The organism is Streptomyces sp. NPDC016677, assembly GCF_055562815.1.
Genome location: NZ_JBVHEO010000002.1, coordinates 19,809 through 39,295 on the forward strand (window position 1 = coordinate 19,809; position 19,487 = coordinate 39,295).

21 protein-coding genes are annotated in these 19,487 nt (G+C 75.1%); 12 read left to right on the forward strand and 9 right to left on the reverse strand.

Going from position 1 to position 19,487, the window contains the following annotated elements; genetic code table 11:
* The first annotated feature begins 108 nt into the window (after window positions 1–108).
* The gene (locus ACZ3IG_RS05370; RefSeq protein ID WP_467429252.1) at window positions 109–576 is read left to right on the forward strand and encodes an SRPBCC family protein; all 468 of its coding nucleotides are present in this window, start codon (window positions 109–111) and stop codon (window positions 574–576) included.
* A gap of 212 nt (window positions 577–788) precedes the next feature.
* On the opposite strand, the gene ACZ3IG_RS05375 is transcribed toward ACZ3IG_RS05370, so the two are convergent.
* Window positions 789–1,754: a DMT family transporter gene (locus ACZ3IG_RS05375; protein ID WP_467429253.1), complete on the reverse strand. Its 966-nt coding sequence runs from the start codon at window positions 1,752–1,754 to the stop codon at window positions 789–791.
* Window positions 1,755–1,827: 73 nt separating this feature from the next.
* On the opposite strand from ACZ3IG_RS05375, the gene ACZ3IG_RS05380 reads away from it, so the two are divergent.
* Window positions 1,828–2,322: an Lrp/AsnC family transcriptional regulator gene (locus ACZ3IG_RS05380; protein ID WP_467429255.1), complete on the forward strand. Its 495-nt coding sequence runs from the start codon at window positions 1,828–1,830 to the stop codon at window positions 2,320–2,322.
* Window positions 2,323–2,341: 19 nt separating this feature from the next.
* On the opposite strand, the gene ACZ3IG_RS05385 is transcribed toward ACZ3IG_RS05380, so the two are convergent.
* Window positions 2,342–3,136, reverse strand: a complete 795-nt coding sequence (locus ACZ3IG_RS05385; RefSeq protein WP_467429256.1) for an SDR family oxidoreductase — start codon at window positions 3,134–3,136, stop codon at window positions 2,342–2,344.
* Between the two features lie 116 nt (window positions 3,137–3,252).
* Between ACZ3IG_RS05385 and ACZ3IG_RS05390 the strand changes: the two genes are divergently transcribed.
* Window positions 3,253–4,140, forward strand: a complete 888-nt coding sequence (locus ACZ3IG_RS05390; RefSeq protein WP_467429257.1) for a helix-turn-helix domain-containing protein — start codon at window positions 3,253–3,255, stop codon at window positions 4,138–4,140.
* Between the two features lie 79 nt (window positions 4,141–4,219).
* Here the strand turns inward: ACZ3IG_RS05390 and ACZ3IG_RS05395 are convergent, their stop codons facing one another.
* The 3 genes from ACZ3IG_RS05395 to ACZ3IG_RS05405 are packed head-to-tail and all read right to left on the reverse strand — an operon-like array spanning window position 4,220 to window position 6,761.
* A complete protein-coding gene (locus ACZ3IG_RS05395) occupies window positions 4,220–4,894 on the reverse strand; it encodes a 3-oxoacid CoA-transferase subunit B (protein WP_467429259.1) in 675 nt (224 codons plus the stop codon).
* On the reverse strand, window positions 4,891–5,559 hold the full coding sequence (locus ACZ3IG_RS05400; RefSeq protein ID WP_467429261.1) for a 3-oxoacid CoA-transferase subunit A: 669 nt from the start codon (window positions 5,557–5,559) through the stop codon (window positions 4,891–4,893). Before ACZ3IG_RS05400 ends, ACZ3IG_RS05395 begins: the two co-directional genes overlap by 4 nt.
* Window positions 5,556–6,761 carry a thiolase family protein gene (locus tag ACZ3IG_RS05405; RefSeq protein ID WP_467429264.1) on the reverse strand — a complete coding sequence of 402 codons (1,206 nt, stop codon included), beginning with the start codon at window positions 6,759–6,761 and terminating at the stop codon, window positions 5,556–5,558. Before ACZ3IG_RS05405 ends, ACZ3IG_RS05400 begins: the two co-directional genes overlap by 4 nt.
* Before the next feature lie 83 nt (window positions 6,762–6,844).
* Between ACZ3IG_RS05405 and ACZ3IG_RS05410 the strand changes: the two genes are divergently transcribed.
* Window positions 6,845–7,732, forward strand: a complete 888-nt coding sequence (locus ACZ3IG_RS05410; RefSeq protein ID WP_467429266.1) for a LysR substrate-binding domain-containing protein — start codon at window positions 6,845–6,847, stop codon at window positions 7,730–7,732.
* Window positions 7,733–8,189: 457 nt separating this feature from the next.
* On the opposite strand, the gene ACZ3IG_RS05415 is transcribed toward ACZ3IG_RS05410, so the two are convergent.
* Genes ACZ3IG_RS05415 through ACZ3IG_RS05425 form a run of 3 tightly spaced genes read right to left on the reverse strand, consistent with a single transcriptional unit; the run spans window position 8,190 to window position 11,776 of the window.
* Entirely contained in the window at window positions 8,190–10,730 is a 2,541-nt protein-coding gene (locus ACZ3IG_RS05415; RefSeq protein WP_467429269.1) for an ABC transporter permease, read from the reverse strand.
* A 3-nt stretch (window positions 10,731–10,733) separates the two neighbouring features.
* Complete coding sequence (locus ACZ3IG_RS05420) at window positions 10,734–11,486, reverse strand: ABC transporter ATP-binding protein (RefSeq protein ID WP_467429271.1); 753 nt, start codon at window positions 11,484–11,486, stop codon at window positions 10,734–10,736.
* On the reverse strand, window positions 11,483–11,776 hold the full coding sequence (locus ACZ3IG_RS05425; protein ID WP_467429273.1) for a hypothetical protein: 294 nt from the start codon (window positions 11,774–11,776) through the stop codon (window positions 11,483–11,485). Before ACZ3IG_RS05425 ends, ACZ3IG_RS05420 begins: the two co-directional genes overlap by 4 nt.
* A gap of 144 nt (window positions 11,777–11,920) precedes the next feature.
* Here ACZ3IG_RS05425 and ACZ3IG_RS05430 point away from each other — a divergent pair, with 144 nt between their 5' ends.
* From ACZ3IG_RS05430 to ACZ3IG_RS05455, 6 genes are all read left to right on the forward strand, one after another.
* Complete coding sequence (locus ACZ3IG_RS05430; protein ID WP_467429275.1) at window positions 11,921–13,186, forward strand: sensor histidine kinase; 1,266 nt, start codon at window positions 11,921–11,923, stop codon at window positions 13,184–13,186.
* Window positions 13,187–13,207: 21 nt separating this feature from the next.
* Window positions 13,208–13,867: a response regulator gene (locus tag ACZ3IG_RS05435; RefSeq protein WP_467429277.1), complete on the forward strand. Its 660-nt coding sequence runs from the start codon at window positions 13,208–13,210 to the stop codon at window positions 13,865–13,867.
* 123 nt (window positions 13,868–13,990) lie between these two features.
* Window positions 13,991–14,377 (forward strand): sortase-dependent protein, encoded by a 387-nt coding sequence (locus tag ACZ3IG_RS05440; protein WP_467429278.1) that lies wholly within the window; start codon window positions 13,991–13,993, stop codon window positions 14,375–14,377.
* On the forward strand, window positions 14,374–15,006 hold the full coding sequence (locus ACZ3IG_RS05445; RefSeq protein WP_467429279.1) for a class F sortase: 633 nt from the start codon (window positions 14,374–14,376) through the stop codon (window positions 15,004–15,006). The genes ACZ3IG_RS05440 and ACZ3IG_RS05445 overlap by 4 nt, the downstream gene beginning before the upstream one ends.
* A gap of 49 nt (window positions 15,007–15,055) precedes the next feature.
* Window positions 15,056–15,547: an RNA polymerase sigma factor gene (locus tag ACZ3IG_RS05450; protein ID WP_215166423.1), complete on the forward strand. Its 492-nt coding sequence runs from the start codon at window positions 15,056–15,058 to the stop codon at window positions 15,545–15,547.
* Window positions 15,531–15,959, forward strand: a complete 429-nt coding sequence (locus ACZ3IG_RS05455) for a hypothetical protein (protein WP_467429282.1) — start codon at window positions 15,531–15,533, stop codon at window positions 15,957–15,959. The genes ACZ3IG_RS05450 and ACZ3IG_RS05455 overlap by 17 nt, the downstream gene beginning before the upstream one ends.
* 33 nt (window positions 15,960–15,992) lie before the next feature.
* On the opposite strand, the gene ACZ3IG_RS05460 is transcribed toward ACZ3IG_RS05455, so the two are convergent.
* A complete protein-coding gene (locus tag ACZ3IG_RS05460; protein ID WP_467429283.1) occupies window positions 15,993–16,706 on the reverse strand; it encodes a GntR family transcriptional regulator in 714 nt (237 codons plus the stop codon).
* 79 nt (window positions 16,707–16,785) lie between these two features.
* On the opposite strand from ACZ3IG_RS05460, the gene manD reads away from it, so the two are divergent.
* Together manD and ACZ3IG_RS05470 are read left to right on the forward strand one after the other, a co-directional pair.
* A complete protein-coding gene (gene manD / locus ACZ3IG_RS05465) occupies window positions 16,786–18,006 on the forward strand; it encodes a D-mannonate dehydratase ManD (protein WP_467429284.1) in 1,221 nt (406 codons plus the stop codon).
* Between the two features lie 5 nt (window positions 18,007–18,011).
* Window positions 18,012–19,457 carry a mannitol dehydrogenase family protein gene (locus ACZ3IG_RS05470; RefSeq protein WP_467429286.1) on the forward strand — a complete coding sequence of 482 codons (1,446 nt, stop codon included), beginning with the start codon at window positions 18,012–18,014 and terminating at the stop codon, window positions 19,455–19,457.
* Window positions 19,458–19,487 lie beyond the last annotated feature (30 nt).

Sequence of the window (19,487 nt, forward strand, 5' to 3'; positions counted from 1 at the left end):
GCGCACGGACCCGGCGCACGAACCCGGGGCACGGACGCGGGACACGGACGCGGGACACGGAGCCGTTCACGGGTGCGGGGAGGCGGGCGGTGCCTGATCATCGTGCCTGTGCAGAGACTCGAACTCACCCGGCCCCCGGCCGCCTCCGCTTCCATGATCGTCCGCAGGCCCCCGGCGGAGGTCTTCGAAGCCTTCGCCGATCCGTCCGTCACCACGCGGTTCTGGTACAGCGAGAGCAGCGGGAGGATGGTCCCGGGGGCCGAGCTGCGCTGGGAGTGGGCGGTCTACGGGGTGTCCGTCCAGGTGCGGGTCGAGGCGGTGGAGGCCGGCCGGCTGATCCGGTTCGAGTGGGGCGACCAGGATCAGCCGACGCTGGTCGAGATGACGTTCGCACCGCACGCGGCGGACGCCACGCTCGTGCGGGTCACCGAGACCGGTTTCCAGGGTTCCGGGGACGACGTCGTCGCCTGGCTCAACGACACCGTCGGCGGATTCACCACCGTGCTGTGCGCGCTGAAAGCCCTCCTCGAACACGGCATCGAACTCGGCGTGGTCGCCGACCACCACCCGGCCTGACGCCTGACGGCGCGGCCGGGGCGCTCGCACCGGGAGACCACGCTCGCCGAGCTGCCGGAGAGACCGGGTGCGTCGGGCCAGGGCCGGCGTACGAACCCGCCGGCGGCAGCGGAACAGCGCCGGCACCACCGGCCGGAACCGTGCGGCGGGGGCCGGGCCCCGTACGGCGCCCGGCCCCCGCCAGCCGGGCCCCGTACGGTGCCGGGACCGGCTCAGACCCTGACCTCACGGGGCTCGGCGCGGTCCCCGCTCGGAGCCGCCGCAGCCTCCGTCGTCGGTGCGGTGGATCGACGGCCCGGCCGTGGTGGCAGGCAGGTGATGATCATCCCGGTGAGGATCAGGGCGCAGCCCGTCCATGCCGAGGGGGTGAGACGCTCGTGCAGGAGGAGCACGCCGATCAGGGCGGCGGCGAGGGGCTCGGCGAGACTGAGCGTCCCGGCCGTGGTCGCCCGTACGCGGCTGAGCCCGGTGGTGAACAGCCAGTAGGCGACAGCGGTGGTGGCCACGCCCAGCCAGGCGATCAGGGCCAGGGTGCCGCCGTCCCGCAGCGGGGCGGTGTCCTGGAGCATCCAGGGCAGCAGCGGTACGGAACCCACCAGCAGGGTGAGCGCGGAGAGGGTGGGCAGATGGGCGCCGGGATGCGCGTCGGCCGTGCGCTTGGCGACGACGGTGTACAGGCCGTAGCAGGTGCCGGCGGCCACCGCCAGGAGCAGGCCGAGCGGGTCCACGCGGGCGGTGCCCGGTGCCAGCAGCAGGGCGCAGCCGGCCACGGCCGCGACGGTGCCGGCCAGCCAGACCGGGCCCGTCCGCTCGCCGGTGAGCCAGCGGGCGCACACCCCGGTCGCCGCGGGGGCGAAGCCCAGGGCGATCACCGTGGCCAGCGCCGCGCCGGTCCGCGCCACGGAGGAGAGGAACGCCGCCTGGTAGAGGCCGGTCGAGAACGCGCAGATCAGCAGCGGTCCCACGGTCCCGCGCGAGACGACATCGCGGAGCTGCCGCGGGCGGACGGTGAACGCCGCGAGGACCAGCCCTCCGGCGACCAGCCGCCAGCCGCCGAGGGCCGCCGGTGTCATGGGACCGGCCACCAGGACCTGGGCGGGCCCGACGGTGCCCCACAGCACCGCCGCCGCCAGCACCAGGTACACACCGGAACGGGGACCGTTCTTTCGTACATTCATGACCGGGGAGGCTAAGCAGAGATGCGCGGCCCAGTCGGCTCGGCCGAACTTCGTGCGGCATACAGTGGGTTTCATGGAACTTGATGCGCTGGACCGGGCTCTGCTGCGGGAGTTGCAGAACGATGCACGGCAGACCAACCGCGACCTGGCGGCCAAGACCGGGGTCTCGCCGTCCACCTCGTTGGAACGGGTGAGGCTGCTGCGCGAGCGCGGCGTGCTCACCGGCTTCCACGCGGCCCTGGATCTGGACGCGGCCGGCCGCCCCGTCCAGGCGCTGATCTCCGTACGCATCCGGCCGCCGGCCCGGCCCGTCATCGAAGGCTTCCGGGAATGGGCGGCGCGGCTGCCCGAGGTGATCGGCCTGTTCGTCACCTCGGGCAGCCACGACTTCCTGATCCACGTGGCCGTCCCGAACGTGGACAGCGTGTACGCCTTCGTGATCGACCGTCTCACCGAGCGCCGTGAGGTCGCCGACGTACAGACCACGATGGTCTACGAGCACGTCCGGTCCCGCTGCATCGAGCCGGCCGCCCCCGACCGCCCCCGTTCCTCGCGCACGGCCCGCTGACGGCCGGCCGCGGCCCCCGTCAGCCCTGCTGCACCGGGACCACCACCACCTCGGCGATGTTCACGTTGGCCGGTGCCGCCGCGGTGAAGGCCACCGTCTCGGCGATGTCCTCGGCGGCCAGCGGCCGCAGGTCGGTGCGCATCCGGGCCAGGGCGGTGCGCAGGTTGTCGTCGAGCATGTCCGCGCCCAGTTCGGTGACGGTGACGCCGGGCTCGATATTGCGTACCCGGACGTTGCGGGGGCCCAGTTCGGCCCGCAGGTTGCGGGTCAGGTGGGCCACGGCGGCCTTGGTCGCGCAGTAGACCGACCAGTCGGGGTACAGGCTGTGGCCGCCGACGGACCCGACGAACGTTAGGTCGGCCGGACCGGTCCGGGCGGCGGCGAGCAGGTCGTCGACGAAGGCGCGGCCGGTGAGCAGCAGTCCGCGCAGGTTGACGTCGAGCATGCGGTCCCACTCGGCGGTGTCGGCGCTCTCGAACGGTGCGCCCAGCATCACGCCGGCGTTGGCCACGACCAGGTCGGCCCGGCCGAGCACGTCGCGTACCGAGGCCGCGGCCTCGGCGAGGGCGGCGGAGTCGGTGATGTCCACGGCCACCGGCAGGATCTTGCCCGCGGTGGTGGGGCTCAGTTCCCCGGCGAGGCCGGTGAGCCGGTCCTCCCGGCGCCCGAGCAGGGCGACGGAGGCACCGTCGCGGGCCAGTCGGCGGGCGGTGGCGGCACCGATACCGCTGGTGGCGCCGGTGACGACGGCCACCCGCCCGGCGAGCGGACCGTCAGGGGTGGCCTGGGAAGGGGAAGTGATCGAAGAAGTCATGTCCCCACCGTCGCGCCGGTCCGGCGGCCGCTCCAGGCAGGGGCTCACCGGGGACCGCGCATCGTAGGAGTGGCACGGCCACCCTCGCGGGCTCCGCCCGTTCTACGCTCGTGTGCATGGACCGCGTGGACAGTGACAACCCGATCGGGCAGTACCTGCGGGCCCGCCGTCAGCTCGTGCGCCCGGAGGACCTCGGGCTCGCCCCGGGTGTCCGGCGCCGGGTGCCGGGCCTGCGGCGCGAAGAGGTGGCGATGCTGGCGGGGGTGAGCACCGACTACTACGTGCGCCTGGAGCAGGGCCGGGAACGCCGTCCCTCCGCGCAGGTCGTCGACGCGATCGCCCGGGCGCTGGTGCTCGACGAGGAGGCGGCCGCGTATCTGCGGCGGCTCGCCGGCCCGGCTCCGCGCCGCCGGCGCCGGGCGGGGCGGAATCAACGGGTGAGCGAGGGACTGCTGCGGATCATGGCCGGCTGGCAGCACCTCCCGGCGGTGGTCCTCGGTCCGTATCTCGACGTACTGGCCCGCAACGACCTCGGCAGGGCCCTGTTCGCCGGTCACACGCACAGCGACGACCTGATGCGGCTGGTCTTCCTGGACCCGGACGCCCGCGAGTTCTACGTCGACTGGGACCGGGCGGCACTGAGCGCCGTGGCCGCGCTGCGGGCGGCGGCCGGGGACGCCGACGATCCGTCCCTGACCCGGCTCGTCGGCGAACTGAGCCTGCGCAGTGAGCCCTTCCGGCGTCTGTGGGCCCGTCACGACATCGGGCACAAGACGCACGAGACCAAGCGCCTGCGGCACCCGCTCGTCGGCGAACTCACCCTGTCCTACGAGACCCTGACCGTGAACGGCACCCCCGACCAGCAGCTCGTCGTCTATCACGCCGAACCCGGCAGCCCTTCCGCCGAGGCCCTCGCCCTCCTCGGCAGCCTGGCGGCGGAGTCCTCGCCGGACGCCGGGCAGCCGCGGCACCCGGCCGGGCGGCCGCCGCTTCCGCGCGGGTAGCGGAACCGGCCGGGCCGGTTGCCGGGCGGCCGCCTCCCGCGGTCCCGGCACCGTGCCGGGACCGCGGGAGGCGGGCGCGTCAGCCGCCCGCGGACAGCAGCGGCAGGTCCAGGCGGCCGGCGAGTTCGTCGACGGTGGTGCCGAAGGTCTCCCGCACCGAGACGCCCCGCTCGGTGATGTCGAAGACGGCGAGGTCGGTGTAGACCCGGTCGACACAGGCCGGCCCGGTCAGCGGGTAGGTGCACTCGGGAACCAGCTTGGGCGCCCCGGTCTTGGTGAACAGCGTCATCATCACGAAGACCTTCTTCGCCCCGATCGCCAGGTCCATGGCCCCGCCGACGGCGGGTATGGCGTCCGGCGCGCCGGTGTGCCAGTTGGCGAGGTCACCGGCGGCCGAGACCTGGAAGGCGCCCAGGACGCAGATGTCCAGGTGGCCGCCGCGCATCATGGCGAAGGAGTCGGCGTGGTGGAAGTACGCCGCGCCGGGCAGCTCGGTCACGGGGACCTTGCCGGCGTTGGTGAGGTCGGGGTCGATCTCGTCGCCCCGTGCGGCCGGCCCCATGTGGAGCATGCCGTTCTCGGTGTGGAGGACCACGCCGGAGTCGGCCGGCAGATGGTCGGCGACCAGGGTGGGCTGGCCGATGCCGAGGTTGACGAAGGCGCCGTGGGGGATGTCGCGGGCCACGAGGGCGGCCATGTCGTGCTTGCCGAGCGGACCGCGCCCGGTGTCCGTGACGAGGGAGTCGGTGCTCATGCGGTCGCCTCCTGAACGACGCGGTCGACATAGATGCCCGGCGTGATCACGGTCTCGGGGTCGATGGTGCCGGTGTCGACGATCTCGCGGACCTGGGCGATCACGGTGGTCGCGGCGGTGGCCATGACCGGTCCGAAGTTGCGGGCGGTCTTGCGGTAGACGAGGTTGCCCATCCGGTCGGCCCGGTGGGCTCCGATCAGCGCCACATCGCCCTTGATCGGGTACTCCAGGACGTAGGTGCGCCCGTCGATGACGCGGGTCTCCTTGCCCTCGGCCAGCAGGGTGCCGGCGCCGGTGGGGCAGTAGAAGGCGCCGATGCCGGCCCCGGCCGCCCGCATCCGCTCGGCGAGGTTGCCCTGCGGCACGACCTCCAGCTCGATCCTCCCGGTCCGGTACAGCTCGTCGAAGACGTGGCTGTCGGCCTGCCGGGGGAAGGAGCAGACGACCTTGCGGACCCGTCCCTTCGCCAGCAGCGCGGCCAGGCCGGTGTCGCCGTTGCCGGCGTTGTTGGACACGACGGTCAGGTCGGTGGCGCCCTGCCGGATGAGGGCGTCGATCAGGTCGACCGGCATGCCGGCCATGCCGAAGCCGCCGACCAGTACCGTCGAGCCGTCGTCGATCCCGGCGACCGCCTCGTCGGCGTCGGCGCACACCAGCGTGCTCATCCCTTGGCCTCCGTCACGTTCTCCAGGACCACGGCGAGCGCCTGGCCCACCCCGATGCAGATCGCGGCGACGCCCCACCGCTCGCCGGACGTCTTGAGCCGGTGGGCGAGGGTGCCGAGGATGCGGCCGCCGGAGGCGCCCAGCGGGTGGCCGAGCGCGATGGCGCCGCCCTTGGTGTTGACGATGTCCGGGTCGATCCCCCAGGCGTCCACGCAGGCCAGCGACTGCACGGCGAACGCCTCGTTGAGTTCGACCGCCGCCACGTCGGACCAGGTGATGCCCGCGCGCTCCAGGGCCCGGCCGGCCGCCTCGACCGGCGCGAACCCGAAGTCCTGCGGATCGAGGGCGAAGACGCCGCGCCCGGCGACGCGGGCCAGCGGGGCGGTGCCGATACGGGCCGCGGCGGCCCCCGAGCCGAGCAGGACCGCCGAGGCGCCGTCGCTCAGCGGTGAGGCGTTGCCCGCCGTGATCACGCCGTCGGGCCGGAAGGCCGGCTTGAGCCCGGCGAGCTTCTCGGGTGTGGAGCCGGGCCGGATGCCCTCGTCCCGGGTGAGGGTGGTGCCCTCGGCGCCGGTCTCCACCGGCACCACCAGGTCGTCGTAGAAGCCGTCCGTCCAGGCGGCGTCGGCGAGCCGGTGGGACCGGGCGGCGAACTCGTCCTGCCGCTCGCGGGGGATGGTGAACCGCTCGGCGAGCTGCTCGTTGGCCTCGCCCAGGGAGACCGTCCACTCCTTCGGCATGTTCTTGTTGACCAGGCGCCAGCCGAGGGTGGTGGAGACGGCGGTCAAGTCTCCGGCGGGGAACGCGCGGGAGGGCTTGGGCAGGACCCAGGGGGCCCGGGTCATCGACTCCACGCCGCCGGTGAGCACGATGTCCGCGTCGCCGGTCTCGATGGCGCGGGAGGCGATGATCGCCGCGTCCAGCGAGGATCCGCACAGCCGGTTGACCGTCGTGGCGGGCACCGAGGTGGGCAGCCCGGCCAGCAGGACGGCCATCCGGCCCACGTTGCGGTTGTCCTCGCCCGCGCCGTTGGCGTTGCCCCAGACGACGTCAGCGATCCCGCCCGGGTCCAGCTCCGGAGCCTTGGCCAGGACGCCCCGCACGGCGAGCGCCGCGAGGTCGTCGGGCCGGACGCCGGCGAGGGCACCGGAGAACCGTCCGAAGGGTGTTCTTGCCGCTGCGTACACGTAACTGTCGGTCACGTCCTCACGCTAGGCCCGCCGCCTTCATCGCGTCCAAGACCTAATCCGGATCAATTGATAAATCTCTCTTATAAACTGTGGGTATGGAGCTTCGTCAGGTCCGCTACTTCCTCGCGCTCGCGGAGGAGTGCCACTTCGGGCGGGCGGCGGCCCGGCTGCACGTCGCCCAGCCCGCCCTGTCCCAGCAGATCAAGCAGCTGGAACACGAGCTGGGCACGACGCTGTTCCACCGCTCCACCCGGCACGTCGAACTCACCGAGGCCGGCCGGCACCTGACCGGGTACGCGCGCACACTGGTCGCCGAGGCCGAGCGCGCCCGCGTGCACATGGCGGAACTCGCCAGCGGCCACACCGGCCGGGTCTCCGTCGGCTTCATCGGCACCGCCACGTACGACGTCCTGCCCCGGGTCGCCCGCACGGTGCGGTCGCGGCTGCCGCACATCACCCTGGACCTGCGCGGCGAACTGCTCACCCCGCAGCTGGTGGAGGGCCTGCTCACCGGCGCCTACGACCTCGCCGTGTCACGGGCCGGCGCGGCCGGCACCGAGGGGGTGAGCATCACGGCGCTGCGGGCCGAGCCGCTGGTCGCCGTCGTCCCGGCCCACCACCCGCTGGCGGCCGGCCGGGAGATCCCCCTGGCGGCGCTGGCGGACGAGACGTTCGTCATCCATCCCTCGCAGCCGCGGTCCGCCATGTACGACCGGGTGCTGGCCGCCTGCGACCGGGCCGGGTTCCGGCCCTCGGCCCTCGTCGAGGTCGGCGAGACCGCGACGCTCGTCGTCCTCGTGGCCGCCGGGCACGGTGTCGCGCTCGTGCCGCGGTCGGTGCAGAGCCTTCGGCTGGACGGCGTGACGTACGTGCCGCTCGCCGAGACGGAGACCATCGACCTGGTACTGGCCCGCCGCGCGCACCGCAACTCGCCGGCGACGCAGCAGGTCGCCTCGGTCATCGAGGAGTGCGTGCGCGGCTGACGGCGGCGGGTCCGGCTCGTGGCGCGGGGCGCGATACGGCGTGGCGTGCTCCGGCCGGGCGATCTCGCGCGGGGCGGTCGTCGGCGGGGACGCCGGGTTCCTCATCGCTTCCGAGGAGGAGCTGGACGCCGCCGCCTCGCCGCGCGGCACGGCCGCGCGCCGCCGGACGACCGTGCCGCTGCCCGGTGCGGTCGCCTTCGCCGTCCGGTTCTTCCGGACGCGCCGCGCCACCGGGCCGCTCGCGCCCGGCCGGTTCCGCGACGGTGCCGGCCGGGCCGTCGCCGGCCGGCTCGTTCCGGTGGCGAACCCGCGGATGCCGTACCGCGTCGGCGTGCGGAGCGCGGCCGCGGTGCCGCCGTACGACAGCGGCTGCCCCGACGCGGCCGTGGCCGGTCAGCCTGTGGTGAGGGCTGTTCGTCGCGGGCGTCCTGTCCGGCCGGTGCGCGGGGAACGGTCCTCACACCGCCCGTACCACCTCCGCCGGTGCCGTCCGCAGGGCCCGTCGGGTGGGCAGTTCCACCGTCAGGAAGGACGTCAGCGCCACCGTCGCCGCGGCCGCCGGCAGCAGCCAGGCCGGGCCGGCCGGCCAGGGGCGGCCGAGGAACCCCTGGCCGAGGAGGGCGAGGGGGAGCGCGGAGAGGGCCAGGCCCGCGGCGAGGGCGGCGACGGTCGTCACCGCCGACTCGCGGCGCGTCATCGCCAGGATCTGCCGCGGGGTCGTGCCGACCAGGCGGAGCGCGGCGATCTCGGTGCGGCGCTGGGCCGTGGCGGCGACCAGCTTGTTGGCGATGCTGAGCAGCAGGTAGCCGAGGAGGACGACGATGACGACGAGGTTGATCCACACCTCGGGCGGTGTGTCCCGCCCGGCCGTACGGTCCGCGCCGGTGCCGGTCAGGGTGAGGCCGGGGCGGGCGGCGGCGAACGCGGCCAGCCGCTGGCCGGCGGCGGCCGTGCCGTCGGTGCGTACGAGGACGCCGCCCGCCGCCGGGCCGGCCGTGGTGTGGCCGGCGGCCAGGTCCCGGGAGAGGACCACGGGGCCGAAGCCGAGCCCGCGCGCGTACACGGCGACGACCTCGGCGGTGACCCGCGCCCCGTCGCCCAGCACCAGCCGCACCCGCCGGCCCGGCCGCGCGTCGCGCTGCCCCGCGACCTCGCCGCTGACGGCGACCGTGGCCCCGGTGAGCCGGTCCAGGGAACCCTGCTCCACCCCGAGGTCGAGGACGTCCGCCGCCCGCCCGCCGAGGATCATGGCCGAGGACGCCTCGGTCTCCGTCTCGCCGAACAGCCGGTACGGCCACACCACCGTCGTCGCGGCGACCGGCTCGGCCGCCCGGACGCCCGGCAGGGCACGCACCCGGGCCGGGGTGTCGGCCGGGAGGCCGCCCAGGGCGGGCGCGGTCAGCCGGTACTGGGCGAGGGTGCCCGCGCGGGTGTCGGCGGCGGTGGCGGCGAGCACGGTGGTCTGGGCGAGGGTGTACGTCAGGACGAACACGACGCCCATCGCCAGCGGGCTGATGACTCCGGAGAGCCGCTGCGCGTAGGCGCGTACGTGGGACAGCGCGAGCCAGGTCGGGGCCGACGCCCCGGGCCGCAGCCGCCGCAGCGCCGTCCGCCCCGCCGCCCGGACGAGGGCCGGGCCGGCCAGGGCCAGGCCGATCGCGGCGACGATGCCCGCCATCGAGGTGGCCGAGGCGCCGAGCGCGGTACGGGAGAACAGGGGGGCGGTGGAGAGCGCGCTCGCGCCGAGGATCAGCAGCAGGCCGGCCCGGGTGCGTACGCGGGACGGTGTCCGGGGTTCGGTGCGGGACTCGGCGACCGCCTCGGTGGCCGGCATCCGGGAGGTGCGCCAGGCCGCGCAGCGCGCCGCGAGCTGGACCGCGCCGGCGGTGAGGAGGAGCGTGGCGAGGGCCGGGAGGGGGCTCAGCGTCAACGGCAGGCCTGCGGGCAGGACGTCACGGTCGACGAGGATGTCACGGAACGCGTCCGCCAGCAGGTAGCCGAGGGCCACGCCCGGGACCAGGGCCACCGCCGCGACGAGGGTCGACTGAGCGGCGGCCAGGCGGCGGATCTGCTTCGGTGTCGCTCCCACGGCCCGCATCAGCGCCAGGTCGCGGCGCTGTCCGGCGACGGCGATGCCGAGCGCGCCCGCCGTGACGAACCCGGTGATCAGCAGGACGACGCCGCCGAGCGAACCGGCGAGCAGGACGAGCAGGGAGCGCGCCGAGCCGATGCCCGGCTCCACGGCCTCGCCCCGGCCGGCGCCCGTGAGGACCTCCAGCCCGGTGCCGGCCAGGCGGTTGCGGACCGCCGAGGCGAGCCAGGCCCCGGCGCCTGGTTCGGCCCGCAGGCCGATCAGGTCGACGGTGCCAGCCCGCGGTCCGTCGCCGCCGTCCGCCCGGCCCGCCAGCCGCGCGGCCGTGGGGTCGGCGAGGTAGACGCCCGCCTCCGGGGCGTCGACCACGGCCGTGACCCGGTAGGGGGCGGCGGTCCGGCCGTTCACGACGGCCCGGACCCGGTCGCCGGTCTGCAGACCGGTCCCCGCCGGTACGGCGATCTCGTCCGCGCCGGCCGGTGCGCGGCCCTCGACGCGTGGTGCGGCCAGCAGTGCGGTGGAGGACCAGCCGTGGCCCGCGGCGGCGGGGTCGGCGGCGGACGCGAGGGGGCGGCCCGCGTCGTCGAGCAGGGCGGCCGGGAAGGTGATGTCACCGACCACCGCGATGACGCCCGGCAGTCCGGCCAGGCGGTCGGTGAGCCGGGCCGGGACAGCGGCCCGCTCGGGCAGCGCGACCGGCAGGTCAGCGGCCGGACGGTGCTCCTGGCCGGCGGCGACCACGACGTCCGCGCCGCCGAGCCGGCCGGGCGGCGGCTGGGAGCGCAGGCCGGTGTCGGCCAGGACGCCGGCGCCGGTGATCAGCACGGCGCCGCCGAGGACGGCGCAGGCCACCGCGAGCAAGGCGGTGATCCGGTGCCGGGCCGTGCGCAGGGCGAGGTACAGCATCGGCTACCTCTCCCCCAACGTGACCAGCCGCTCGGCGAGTTCGGGCGCGGCCGGTGAGTCGAGGGACTCCACCACCCGGCCGTCGGCCATCACCAGGACCCGGTGCGCGCGGGCCGCGGCGGCCGGGTCGTGGGTGACCATCACCACCGTCTGGCCGAGGTCGTCGACGAGGTCGCGCAGCAGGTCCAGCACCTGGTGGGCGCTGCGCAGGTCCAGTGCCCCGGTGGGTTCGTCCGCGAAGACGACGGCGGGCCGGGCCACCAGTGCCCGTACCAGCGCGGCGCGCTGCTGCTGGCCGCCGGAGAGTTCGGCGGGGCGGTGCGCGAGCCGGTCGGTGAGGCCGACCCGCTCGACGAGGGTGCGCAGCCACGGGCGGTCCGGTGCGCGGCCCGCCAGCCGCAGCGGCAGCGTGATGTTGTCCTCGACGCTGAGCGACGGGATCAGGTTGTACGCCTGGAAGACGAAGCCGACGTGTTCGCGGCGCAGTTCGGTGCGGCGGGCCTCGCTCAGCCCGGTGATCTCCCGGCCGCCGACGCGGACGCTGCCCGAGGTGGCGCGGTCCAGTCCGGCGGCGCAGTGCATCAGGGTGCTCTTGCCGGAGCCCGAGGGACCCATCACGGCGAGGAACGTGCCGTGTTCCACGGTCAGCGACACGTCGTCCAGGGCGCGTACGCCGCCGGGGTACGTCTTGCCGACGCCGGTCAGCGCGATGGCGGGTGCGGTGCGCGCGGTGTCCGGCGCGACGGCGGTGCTCATCGGCGCCCGCGCAGGGCGCGTACGGCCAGGGCGCCGGCGGCGAGCAGGGTGACGAAGCCGCAGGCCAGATTGACCAGGACGGGGGTGTCGCCGTAGGAGACCGCCATGTTGGCGACGGCGCTGAGCACCACCACGGCCCACAGCAGGGTCCGTACGATGTCCGAGCGGCTGACGCCGTCCGTACGGTCGCCGTCGCCGGTCTCGCTCAGCCGGTAGGGGTCGGTGTGCGTCATGGCGGCTGCCTCCAGGGGTTCGTGGCGGCCGGTCTCCACGGCCGTCTGTGATGCCACCGACGCTAGGGACCGGCACCCCTCGCGGCCGATCCAGCGGTCCGCCCGGTCGGAGGTACAGCAGGCTGTACCTTTCCGGCCCCCGGCTGACGGTCGCACCGCGGGCGGCCTAGGGTCGGTGCGCGACACAGTGGAGGAGGGCGGATGACGATCCGCGACACGGCGGCCGGGACCGCCGGCTTCAAGGACATCGCGGTACGGGCCCTCAGGGACGCCCGCGCCGCGATCGCGCAGCTCGCCGGCGGGCTCGGCACCGCCGTCCCCGCCCTCGGGCTGCTGCTGCTGACGACGGTGGCGGCGGTGACGGCGCCGCTCGGCGTGGGCCTGCTGATCGGACAGCCGGTGCCGCGCGCCCTGCACGCCCTGGCCCGCCGGGAACGCGCGCGGCTCGGCCGCTGTGGGCCCGAGGTGATCGCCCCCGAGCCGCCGCCCGTCCGGCTGCGGGCGGCGCTCGCCGATCCCGTCACCCGCCGGGAGCTGCGCTGGCTGGCCCGGCACGCCACCCTGGGGTTCGTCCTCGGGCTGCTCGGTGTGCTGTTGCCGATCGCCGCCGTCCGGGACTGTGTCTTCCCGCTGCTGTGGCCGCTGGCGCCCCCGGACGCCACCAGCACCTCCATCGGGATCGGCACCGCGCACACCTGGCCGGAGGCCGCGGCCGTGACCCTGCTCGGACTGGGCTGGACCGCCATCATCCTGGGCCTGTTCCCCGCCCTGGCCCGCGTCCAGTCCGCGCCCGGACGGCTGCTGCTGGCGGCCGGTCCCGAGACCGACCTGTCGCTGCGGGTCGCCGAGCTGACCGCCACCCGCGCCGCCGCCCTGGACGCCCACGCCACCGAACTGCGGCGCATCGAGCGTTCGTTGCACGACGGCACGCAGAACCGCATCGTCACCGTCACGGTGCTGCTGGGTGCCGCCCGCCGTATGGTGGCCCGCGACCCGGAGGGCGCCGGGGAGTTGCTGGAGCGCGCCCAGTCGGCCGCCGAACAGGCCCTGGCGGAACTGCGCACCGTGGCCCGCGGCATCCTGCCCCCGGTGCTGGCCGACCGGGGGCTGGCGGGGGCGCTGGCCGGTCTGGCCGCGCACTGCGCGGTGCCCTGCCGGACCGACGTCGACGTGCCCGAGCGGTGCGCCGCCTCCGTCGAGGCGACCGCCTACTTCGTGGTCGCCGAGGCACTGACCAACATCGCCAAGCACAGCGGCGCGGGGGCGGCCACCGTCACCGCGCGCGCCCGGGGCGGCCGGCTGCGCCTGCGGATCGAGGACGACGGGCGGGGCGGGGCCGACGAGCGGGGCGGTTCCGGGCTCGCCGGCATCCGGGACCGCGTCGCGGCCCACGACGGTACGCTCACCCTGGCCAGCCCGCCGGGCGGCCCCACGGCCCTGGACGTGGACCTGCCGTGCGGAACGTGAACTCGAACTGCGGAACGTGACATGCGCATCGTGATAGCCGAGGACGACCCGTTGCTGCGCGAGGGACTCGCCCTCCTGCTGCGCGCCGAGTCCCTCGACGTGGTCGCCACCAGCGGCACCCCCGACGGCGTCCTCGACGCCATCGACGAACACCGGCCGGACGTCGCCATCCTCGACGTGCGGATGCCGCCCAGCCACACCGACGAGGGCATCCGCGCCGCCGTCGAGGCCCGGCGACGCCACCCCGGACTCGCGGTGCTGGTGCTGTCCGCGTACGTCGAGCAGTCCTTCGCCACCGACCTGCTCACCGGCGGGGTGACCGGCCTGGGGTATCTGCTCAAGGAACGGGTGGGCCGGGTCGAGGAGTTCCTGGACGCGCTGCGCCGGGTGGCGTCCGGCGGCACCGCCATCGACCCCGAGGTGGTCGCCCAGCTGTTCACCCGCTCCCGTCAGGACACCCGGCTGGAACGGCTCAGCCCGCGGGAACGGGAGGTGCTGGCGCTGATGGCGGAAGGGCTCGGCAACACCGCGATCGCGCGCCGGCTGGTCGTCACCGACGGCGCGGTGCACAAGCACATCCGCTCCATCTTCGCCAAGCTCGACCTCTCGCCCGCCGACCAGGTCGACCGGCGGGTCGCCGCGGTCCTGCGCTACCTGGAGGACGCCCGCCGCCACGACTGACGGCACCGCCCGCGCGACTTTGCCAGTTCTTTACAACCGGCCCTGCCGCTGTCTCGTCTCTCCGGTCGATTCCCGCCCCGCCCCGTCACGCCGACGGGGCGGACCGACGAAAGAGAGCGATCGATGCGCCGGACCACCCTCAGTTCCCTGGCCCTCGCGGGCACCGCCGTACTGGCGACCGCCGTGCCCGCGTTCGCCTCCTCGCCGAGCCCCGTCCCCGCCGAGAGCAAGCCGCCGACCCCGGTGCCGTCCTCCCCCGACACGCCCGCCCCCGCCCAGGAGCCGACCGAGGCGCCGTCCGCGCGCGAGGTGCCCGCCGAGGAGCGGGTCCCCTCCCCGGGGCAGGTCTCCGTCGTCCCGTCCGGCGCCGCCGACACCGGAGTGAGCACGGCCGACTCCACGTCGTCCGGACCGGGCGGGGCGCTGATCGGCGGGGGTGCCGCCGCGGTGGCCCTCGCGGGCGGCGCGACGGTCCTCGTCGTCCGCCGCCGTCGGGCGAACGGGGCGTGAGTACGTTCTCCAGGCGGGCGTTCGTGACCGCGGCGGCGGCCACGCTGCTCGCGGGCTGCGGCGACGGCGGTACCGGCCTTCGCGCCAGTACGGCCGGCCGCACGCCGCGGCCGCCCTCGCCCGCCTCCCCCGGCGCGTCGGCTCCACCCGGCAACCCGGGGCGGGCGGTGGCCCGTTCGGCCCCGGTGCGGCTGCGAATCCCGGCGATCGGCGTGGACACGCCGATCGTCCGGCTGGGGCTGGCCCCGGACGGCAGCGTGCGGGTCCCGCCGGTCAGGGCGCACGACCCGGCGGGCTGGTACGAGCACTCGCCCACCCCGGGCCAGGTCGGCCCCTGCGTCGTCCTCGGTCACGTCACCGTGGGCGAGTACGGTGACGGGGTCTTCCGGCGCCTGGCCGAACTGCGCCGGGGCGACCGGGCGGTGGCCCTCCTGGAGAACGGCACGGCCGTCACGTTCGAGGTCACCGCCGTGCGCACGGTGGCGAAGTCCGACTTCCCGACCGAGGAGGTCTACGGGGACGTGGACCGCCCGGAGCTGCGGCTGATCACGTGCGGCGGCGCCCGCACCGGCGACGGCTACGCCGACAACGTCATCGTCTTCGCGGCCCGGGTCCCCGCCGGCCGCTGACCCCCAGCCCCCAGCCCCCTGCCCCCTGCCCCCACGACCCTGGAGTACGTTGAAACGCTCCCGTGACAGGGCGGCGTCCGAACTGTTCGCCGCCCTCTACCCGCGCCTGGCCGGCTGGTGCCGCCGGCTCGTCGACGACGACGAGACGGCCCACGAGATCGCCTCCGAGGCGTTCACCCGGCTCTGGGCCCGGTGGACATCGGTGGAGGAGCCGCGCGGCTTCCTCTACGTCACCGCCGCCAACCTGGTCCGGGACCACTGGCGGAAACTGGAGCGCGAGCGCCGGGCCGTGCGCCGGGCCGGCACGGAGGCCGCCGTGCGCCCGCACGCCGAACAGGACGACCCTTCCGTACGCCTGCTGGTGCAGTCGCTGCCCGAACGGCTGCGGGTGCCGATCCTGCTGCACTACTACGCTGACATGCCGATCCGGGAGGTGTCCGCGCTGACCGGACGGAAGGAAGGGACCGTCAAGGCCGATCTGCACGCGGCCCGGGAACTGCTCCGTGTCCATCTGAGGAGAAGCCTTGACCACACGCGTTGACGAAGGCGAGGGCGAGGGCCCGGAGTCCGGCCCCGACGACCCGTTCCTGGTGGTCCTGCGCCCCGCCCCCGGGCACCTCTCCGCGCCCCCCGGCCGCTACGAGCAGATCCGCCGCGCCGCGTCCCGCCGCCGCCTGCTGCGCACCGCCGCGGGCGCCGGTCTGACCGTCGCCGTGGCCGGCCTGGTCGCGCTGCCGTTCCTGCGGGCGGCGCCCGAGCGGCCCGCGTCCCCGACGGTGCCGATGGCGCCGCCCTCCGCGACGGCCTCGTGGCCCTCTCCCCCGGCCACCGGCAAGCCGCCCACGCCGGTGCCCTCCGATCCGGGGCAGACCGTGTCCGCCCCCTCCGAGGCGCCGTCGGCCTCGCCCACCGCCAGTGCCCCGCCGACCGTGAGCGAGAGCCGCCGGCCGTGACCGGCGCCCCCGGAGCCGGCCGGCGGCCCGGGGCTACTCCCAGACCACCACACTGCGCCGCACCGGCACCGTCGAGGAGTCCGAGGCGAACAGCTCGGGCGCGTGGTCGCGGATGCGCTCGATGTCGTTGAAGACGGCCCGCAGGTGGTCGCGCATGCGCGCGCGGGCCAGCGGCACGTCACCGCTCTCGACCGCCGCGAAGATCTCCTGGTGCTGGTCGGCGAAGACGGCCGGGGACTCGTGCCCGTGCAGCCCGAGCCGGCGCGCCCGGTCCAGGTGGCCCTTGGCGGCGGCGACGGTGGTCCACGCGTTGCCGTGGCCGCTCAGCCGCAGCAGGCCCTGGTGGAAGGCCTCGTCCAGGGCGAAGAACTCCTCCAGGCCGAGCCCGGCGGCACGCTGACGCCCCAGGTTGTCCCGCAGTTCCGCGACGATCCCCGCGTCGAGCCGCTCGGGCAGGTCCTCCAGAGAGGCGAGTTCCACGGCCTCGCGCAGGAACTGGGCGTCGGCGACCTGTGCCGGGTCCACCCGGGACACGAAGGACCCGATCTTCGGGAACACCTGCACCAGCCCTTCCTGGCCGAGCAGGATCAGGCTCTCCCGCACCGGGGTCCTGCTCACCCCCAGCGACGCGGCCAGCTCGTTCTCCGACAGGGCGGCGCCCGGGGCGAGTTCCAGGGTCAGGACCATCTGACGCAGCTTCAGGTAGATGTCGCGCCGACTGGTCCGCCGCCCGTTCGATTGAGGCATGGGCCCATCCTACGTACCTGCGGAAAGGGTATTGCACCACTGCGCGACAGATGCTTGTATACAAGCACTGCACGACAGGATGGAGCCGCAAGTGAGCACAATCGAGCGGGCCGAGGTGTTCGTCTCCTCTCCGGGGCGCACGTTCGTCACGCTGCGCGTCACCACCAGCGACGGGGTGACCGGGCTGGGCGACGCCACGCTCAACGGCCGGGAACTGGCCGTCGCCGCCTATCTGCGCGACCACGTGGTGCCGCTGCTCATCGGCCGGGACCCGGCCCGCGTCGAGGACATGTGGCAGTACCTCTACAAGGGCGCGTACTGGCGTCGCGGCCCGGTGACGATGACGGCGGTGTCGGCCGTCGACACGGCGCTGTGGGACATCAAGGGCAAGGTCGCGGGCCTGCCCGTGTACCAGCTCCTCGGCGGCCGGTCCCGCGACGGGGTCCTGGTCTACTCGCACGCCAGCGGCACCGACGTCCCCTCCCTCCTGGACGACGTCCAGCGCCACCTGGAGCTGGGCTACAAGGCGGTGCGGGCACAGGCCGCCGTGCCGGACGTCGGCGGCACGTACGGGGTGCGCGAGGGCAAGATCTACGAGCCGGCCGCGACCGACCTGCCGCAGGAGCAGCCCTGGGACACGGAGGCGTACCTCGGTTTCGCGCCCGCCTATCTGGAAGCGGTCCGCGAGCGGTTCGGCTTCGGCTTCCACCTGCTGCACGACGTGCACCACCGCCTGACCCCCATCGAGGCGGCCCGCTTCGGCAAGAGCGTCGAGGCGTGCCGGCTGTTCTGGATGGAGGACCCGACCCCGGCGGAGAACCAGGAGGCGTTCCGGCTCATCCGGCAGCACACCACCACGCCGATCGCGGTCGGCGAGGTGATGAACTCCGTCTGGGACGTCCAGCACCTCATCACCGAGCAGCTCGTCGACTACGTACGCACCACGGTCGTGCACGCGGGCGGCATCACCCATCTGCGGCGGATCTTCGACCTGGCGGCCCTGTACCACGTACGGACCGGCTCGCACGGCGCGACGGACCTCTCCCCCGTCTCCATGGCCGCCGCCGTGCACCTGGACGTGACGGTGCCGAACTTCGGCATCCAGGAGTACATGGGACACGCGGAGGAGACCTTCGAGGTGTTCCGCAGCGGTGTCACCTTCGCCGACGGGTACCTCAACCCGTCGGACGCTCCCGGACTCGGCGTCGAGTACGACGAGAAGGCGGCCGAGCGCTTCCCGTACCAGCGGCGTTATCTGCCCGTGGCGCGCCGCCTCGACGGCTCGGTGCACGACTGGTGAGCGCCGTGGCACCTCCCCGTCTGGACCGTACGGCGCTGTCCCGGCTGGCGCCGGGGCTGCGGCCCGCCGTGGACCCGGCCGGGCTGCGCCCGCGCGTCCTGCACTTCGGGCTCGGCGCCTTCCACCGGGCGCACCAGGCGCTGTACACCGAGAACGCCGCCGCCCTGTCCGGTGAGCCGTGGGGCATCACCGCGGTGGCTCCCCGCTCGGCCGGCACGGTGCGCGCCCTGCGGGAGCAGGACTGTCTGTACGCGCTCGTCGAGCGCCGTCCCGACGGGAACGCCTGCCGGGTCGTGGGTTCGGTCGTCGGCGCCCTGGCGATGGGCCCGGACGCCGGGGCCGTGGACGCGCTGCTCGCCGATCCCGAGGTGACGGTGGTGACCTTGACGGTGACCGAGAAGGGGTACCACCGGTCGGCCGTGACGGGCGGGCTGGACACGGCCGCGGCGCCGGTCGCCGCCGACCTCGCGGCGGGCCCGGACGGCCCGCTGACCACGGTGGTGGGCCGGCTGGCCGCCGGCCTGGCCGCCCGGATGCGGGCCGGGGCGCCCCCGGTCACCGTCGTGTCCTGCGACAACATGGCGGACAACGGCGCCGTGCTGGGCCGGGTCGTGGCCGACTTCGTGCGGACCTGCCCCTGGCCGGACCGCGACCTGGTGCTGGACCGGATGAGCGGGGCCGTGGCCTTCCCGTCGACGGTCGTCGACCGGATCGTGCCCGCGGCGGGCGAGGACGACCGGGCCACCGCACGCGCCGCGCTCGGCCTGGCGGACGCCCTGACGGTGGCCGGCGAGCCCTACCGCCAGTGGGTGCTGGAGGACTCCTTCGCCGCGCCCCGGCCGCCCTGGGAGCGGGACGGCGCGCTGTTCGTACCGGACGCGAGCCCGTACCAGCTCACCAAATTGCGGCTGCTGAACGGCTCCCACTCGGCCCTGGCCCACCTGGGCCTGGCCACGGGCCGCGAGACCGTCGCCGACGCGATGGCGACGGACTGGGGCGAGCGGCTCGTCCGGGCCCTGTGCGCGGAGGTCGCCCCGACCCTGCCGGCGGGCGGCCCCGACGCGGGCGGGTACGCCGACGACCTCGTCGTGCGCTTCCGCAACCCGGCGATGCGCCACCGGCTGGAGCAGATCGGCTCCGACGCCTCGCTGAAGATCACCGAACGCTGGCTGCCCGCCCTGCGCGAACTGCGCGCGGCCGGCGCGGACACCCCGGTCCTCGCCCTCGCCGTCGCCGCCTGGGCGTACGGCACCCGGCCCGGCGCGCCCGGCCGGTCCGACCCCGCGGCCGAGACGCTCGCCGCCTGCTGGGAGGCCGGAGCCCGGCCCGCCGGGACGGTGGCCGCGCTGCTGCGGGCCGTCGGCGCGGCCGACCTGGCCGACGACACCGCCCTCGTCGCGGCCGTCGCGGACCGGCTGCCGGCGCTGCGCGCGGGCCGCGTCGAGATCTGACGCCCCCTCCCCTCCCGTTCCACCGCTCCC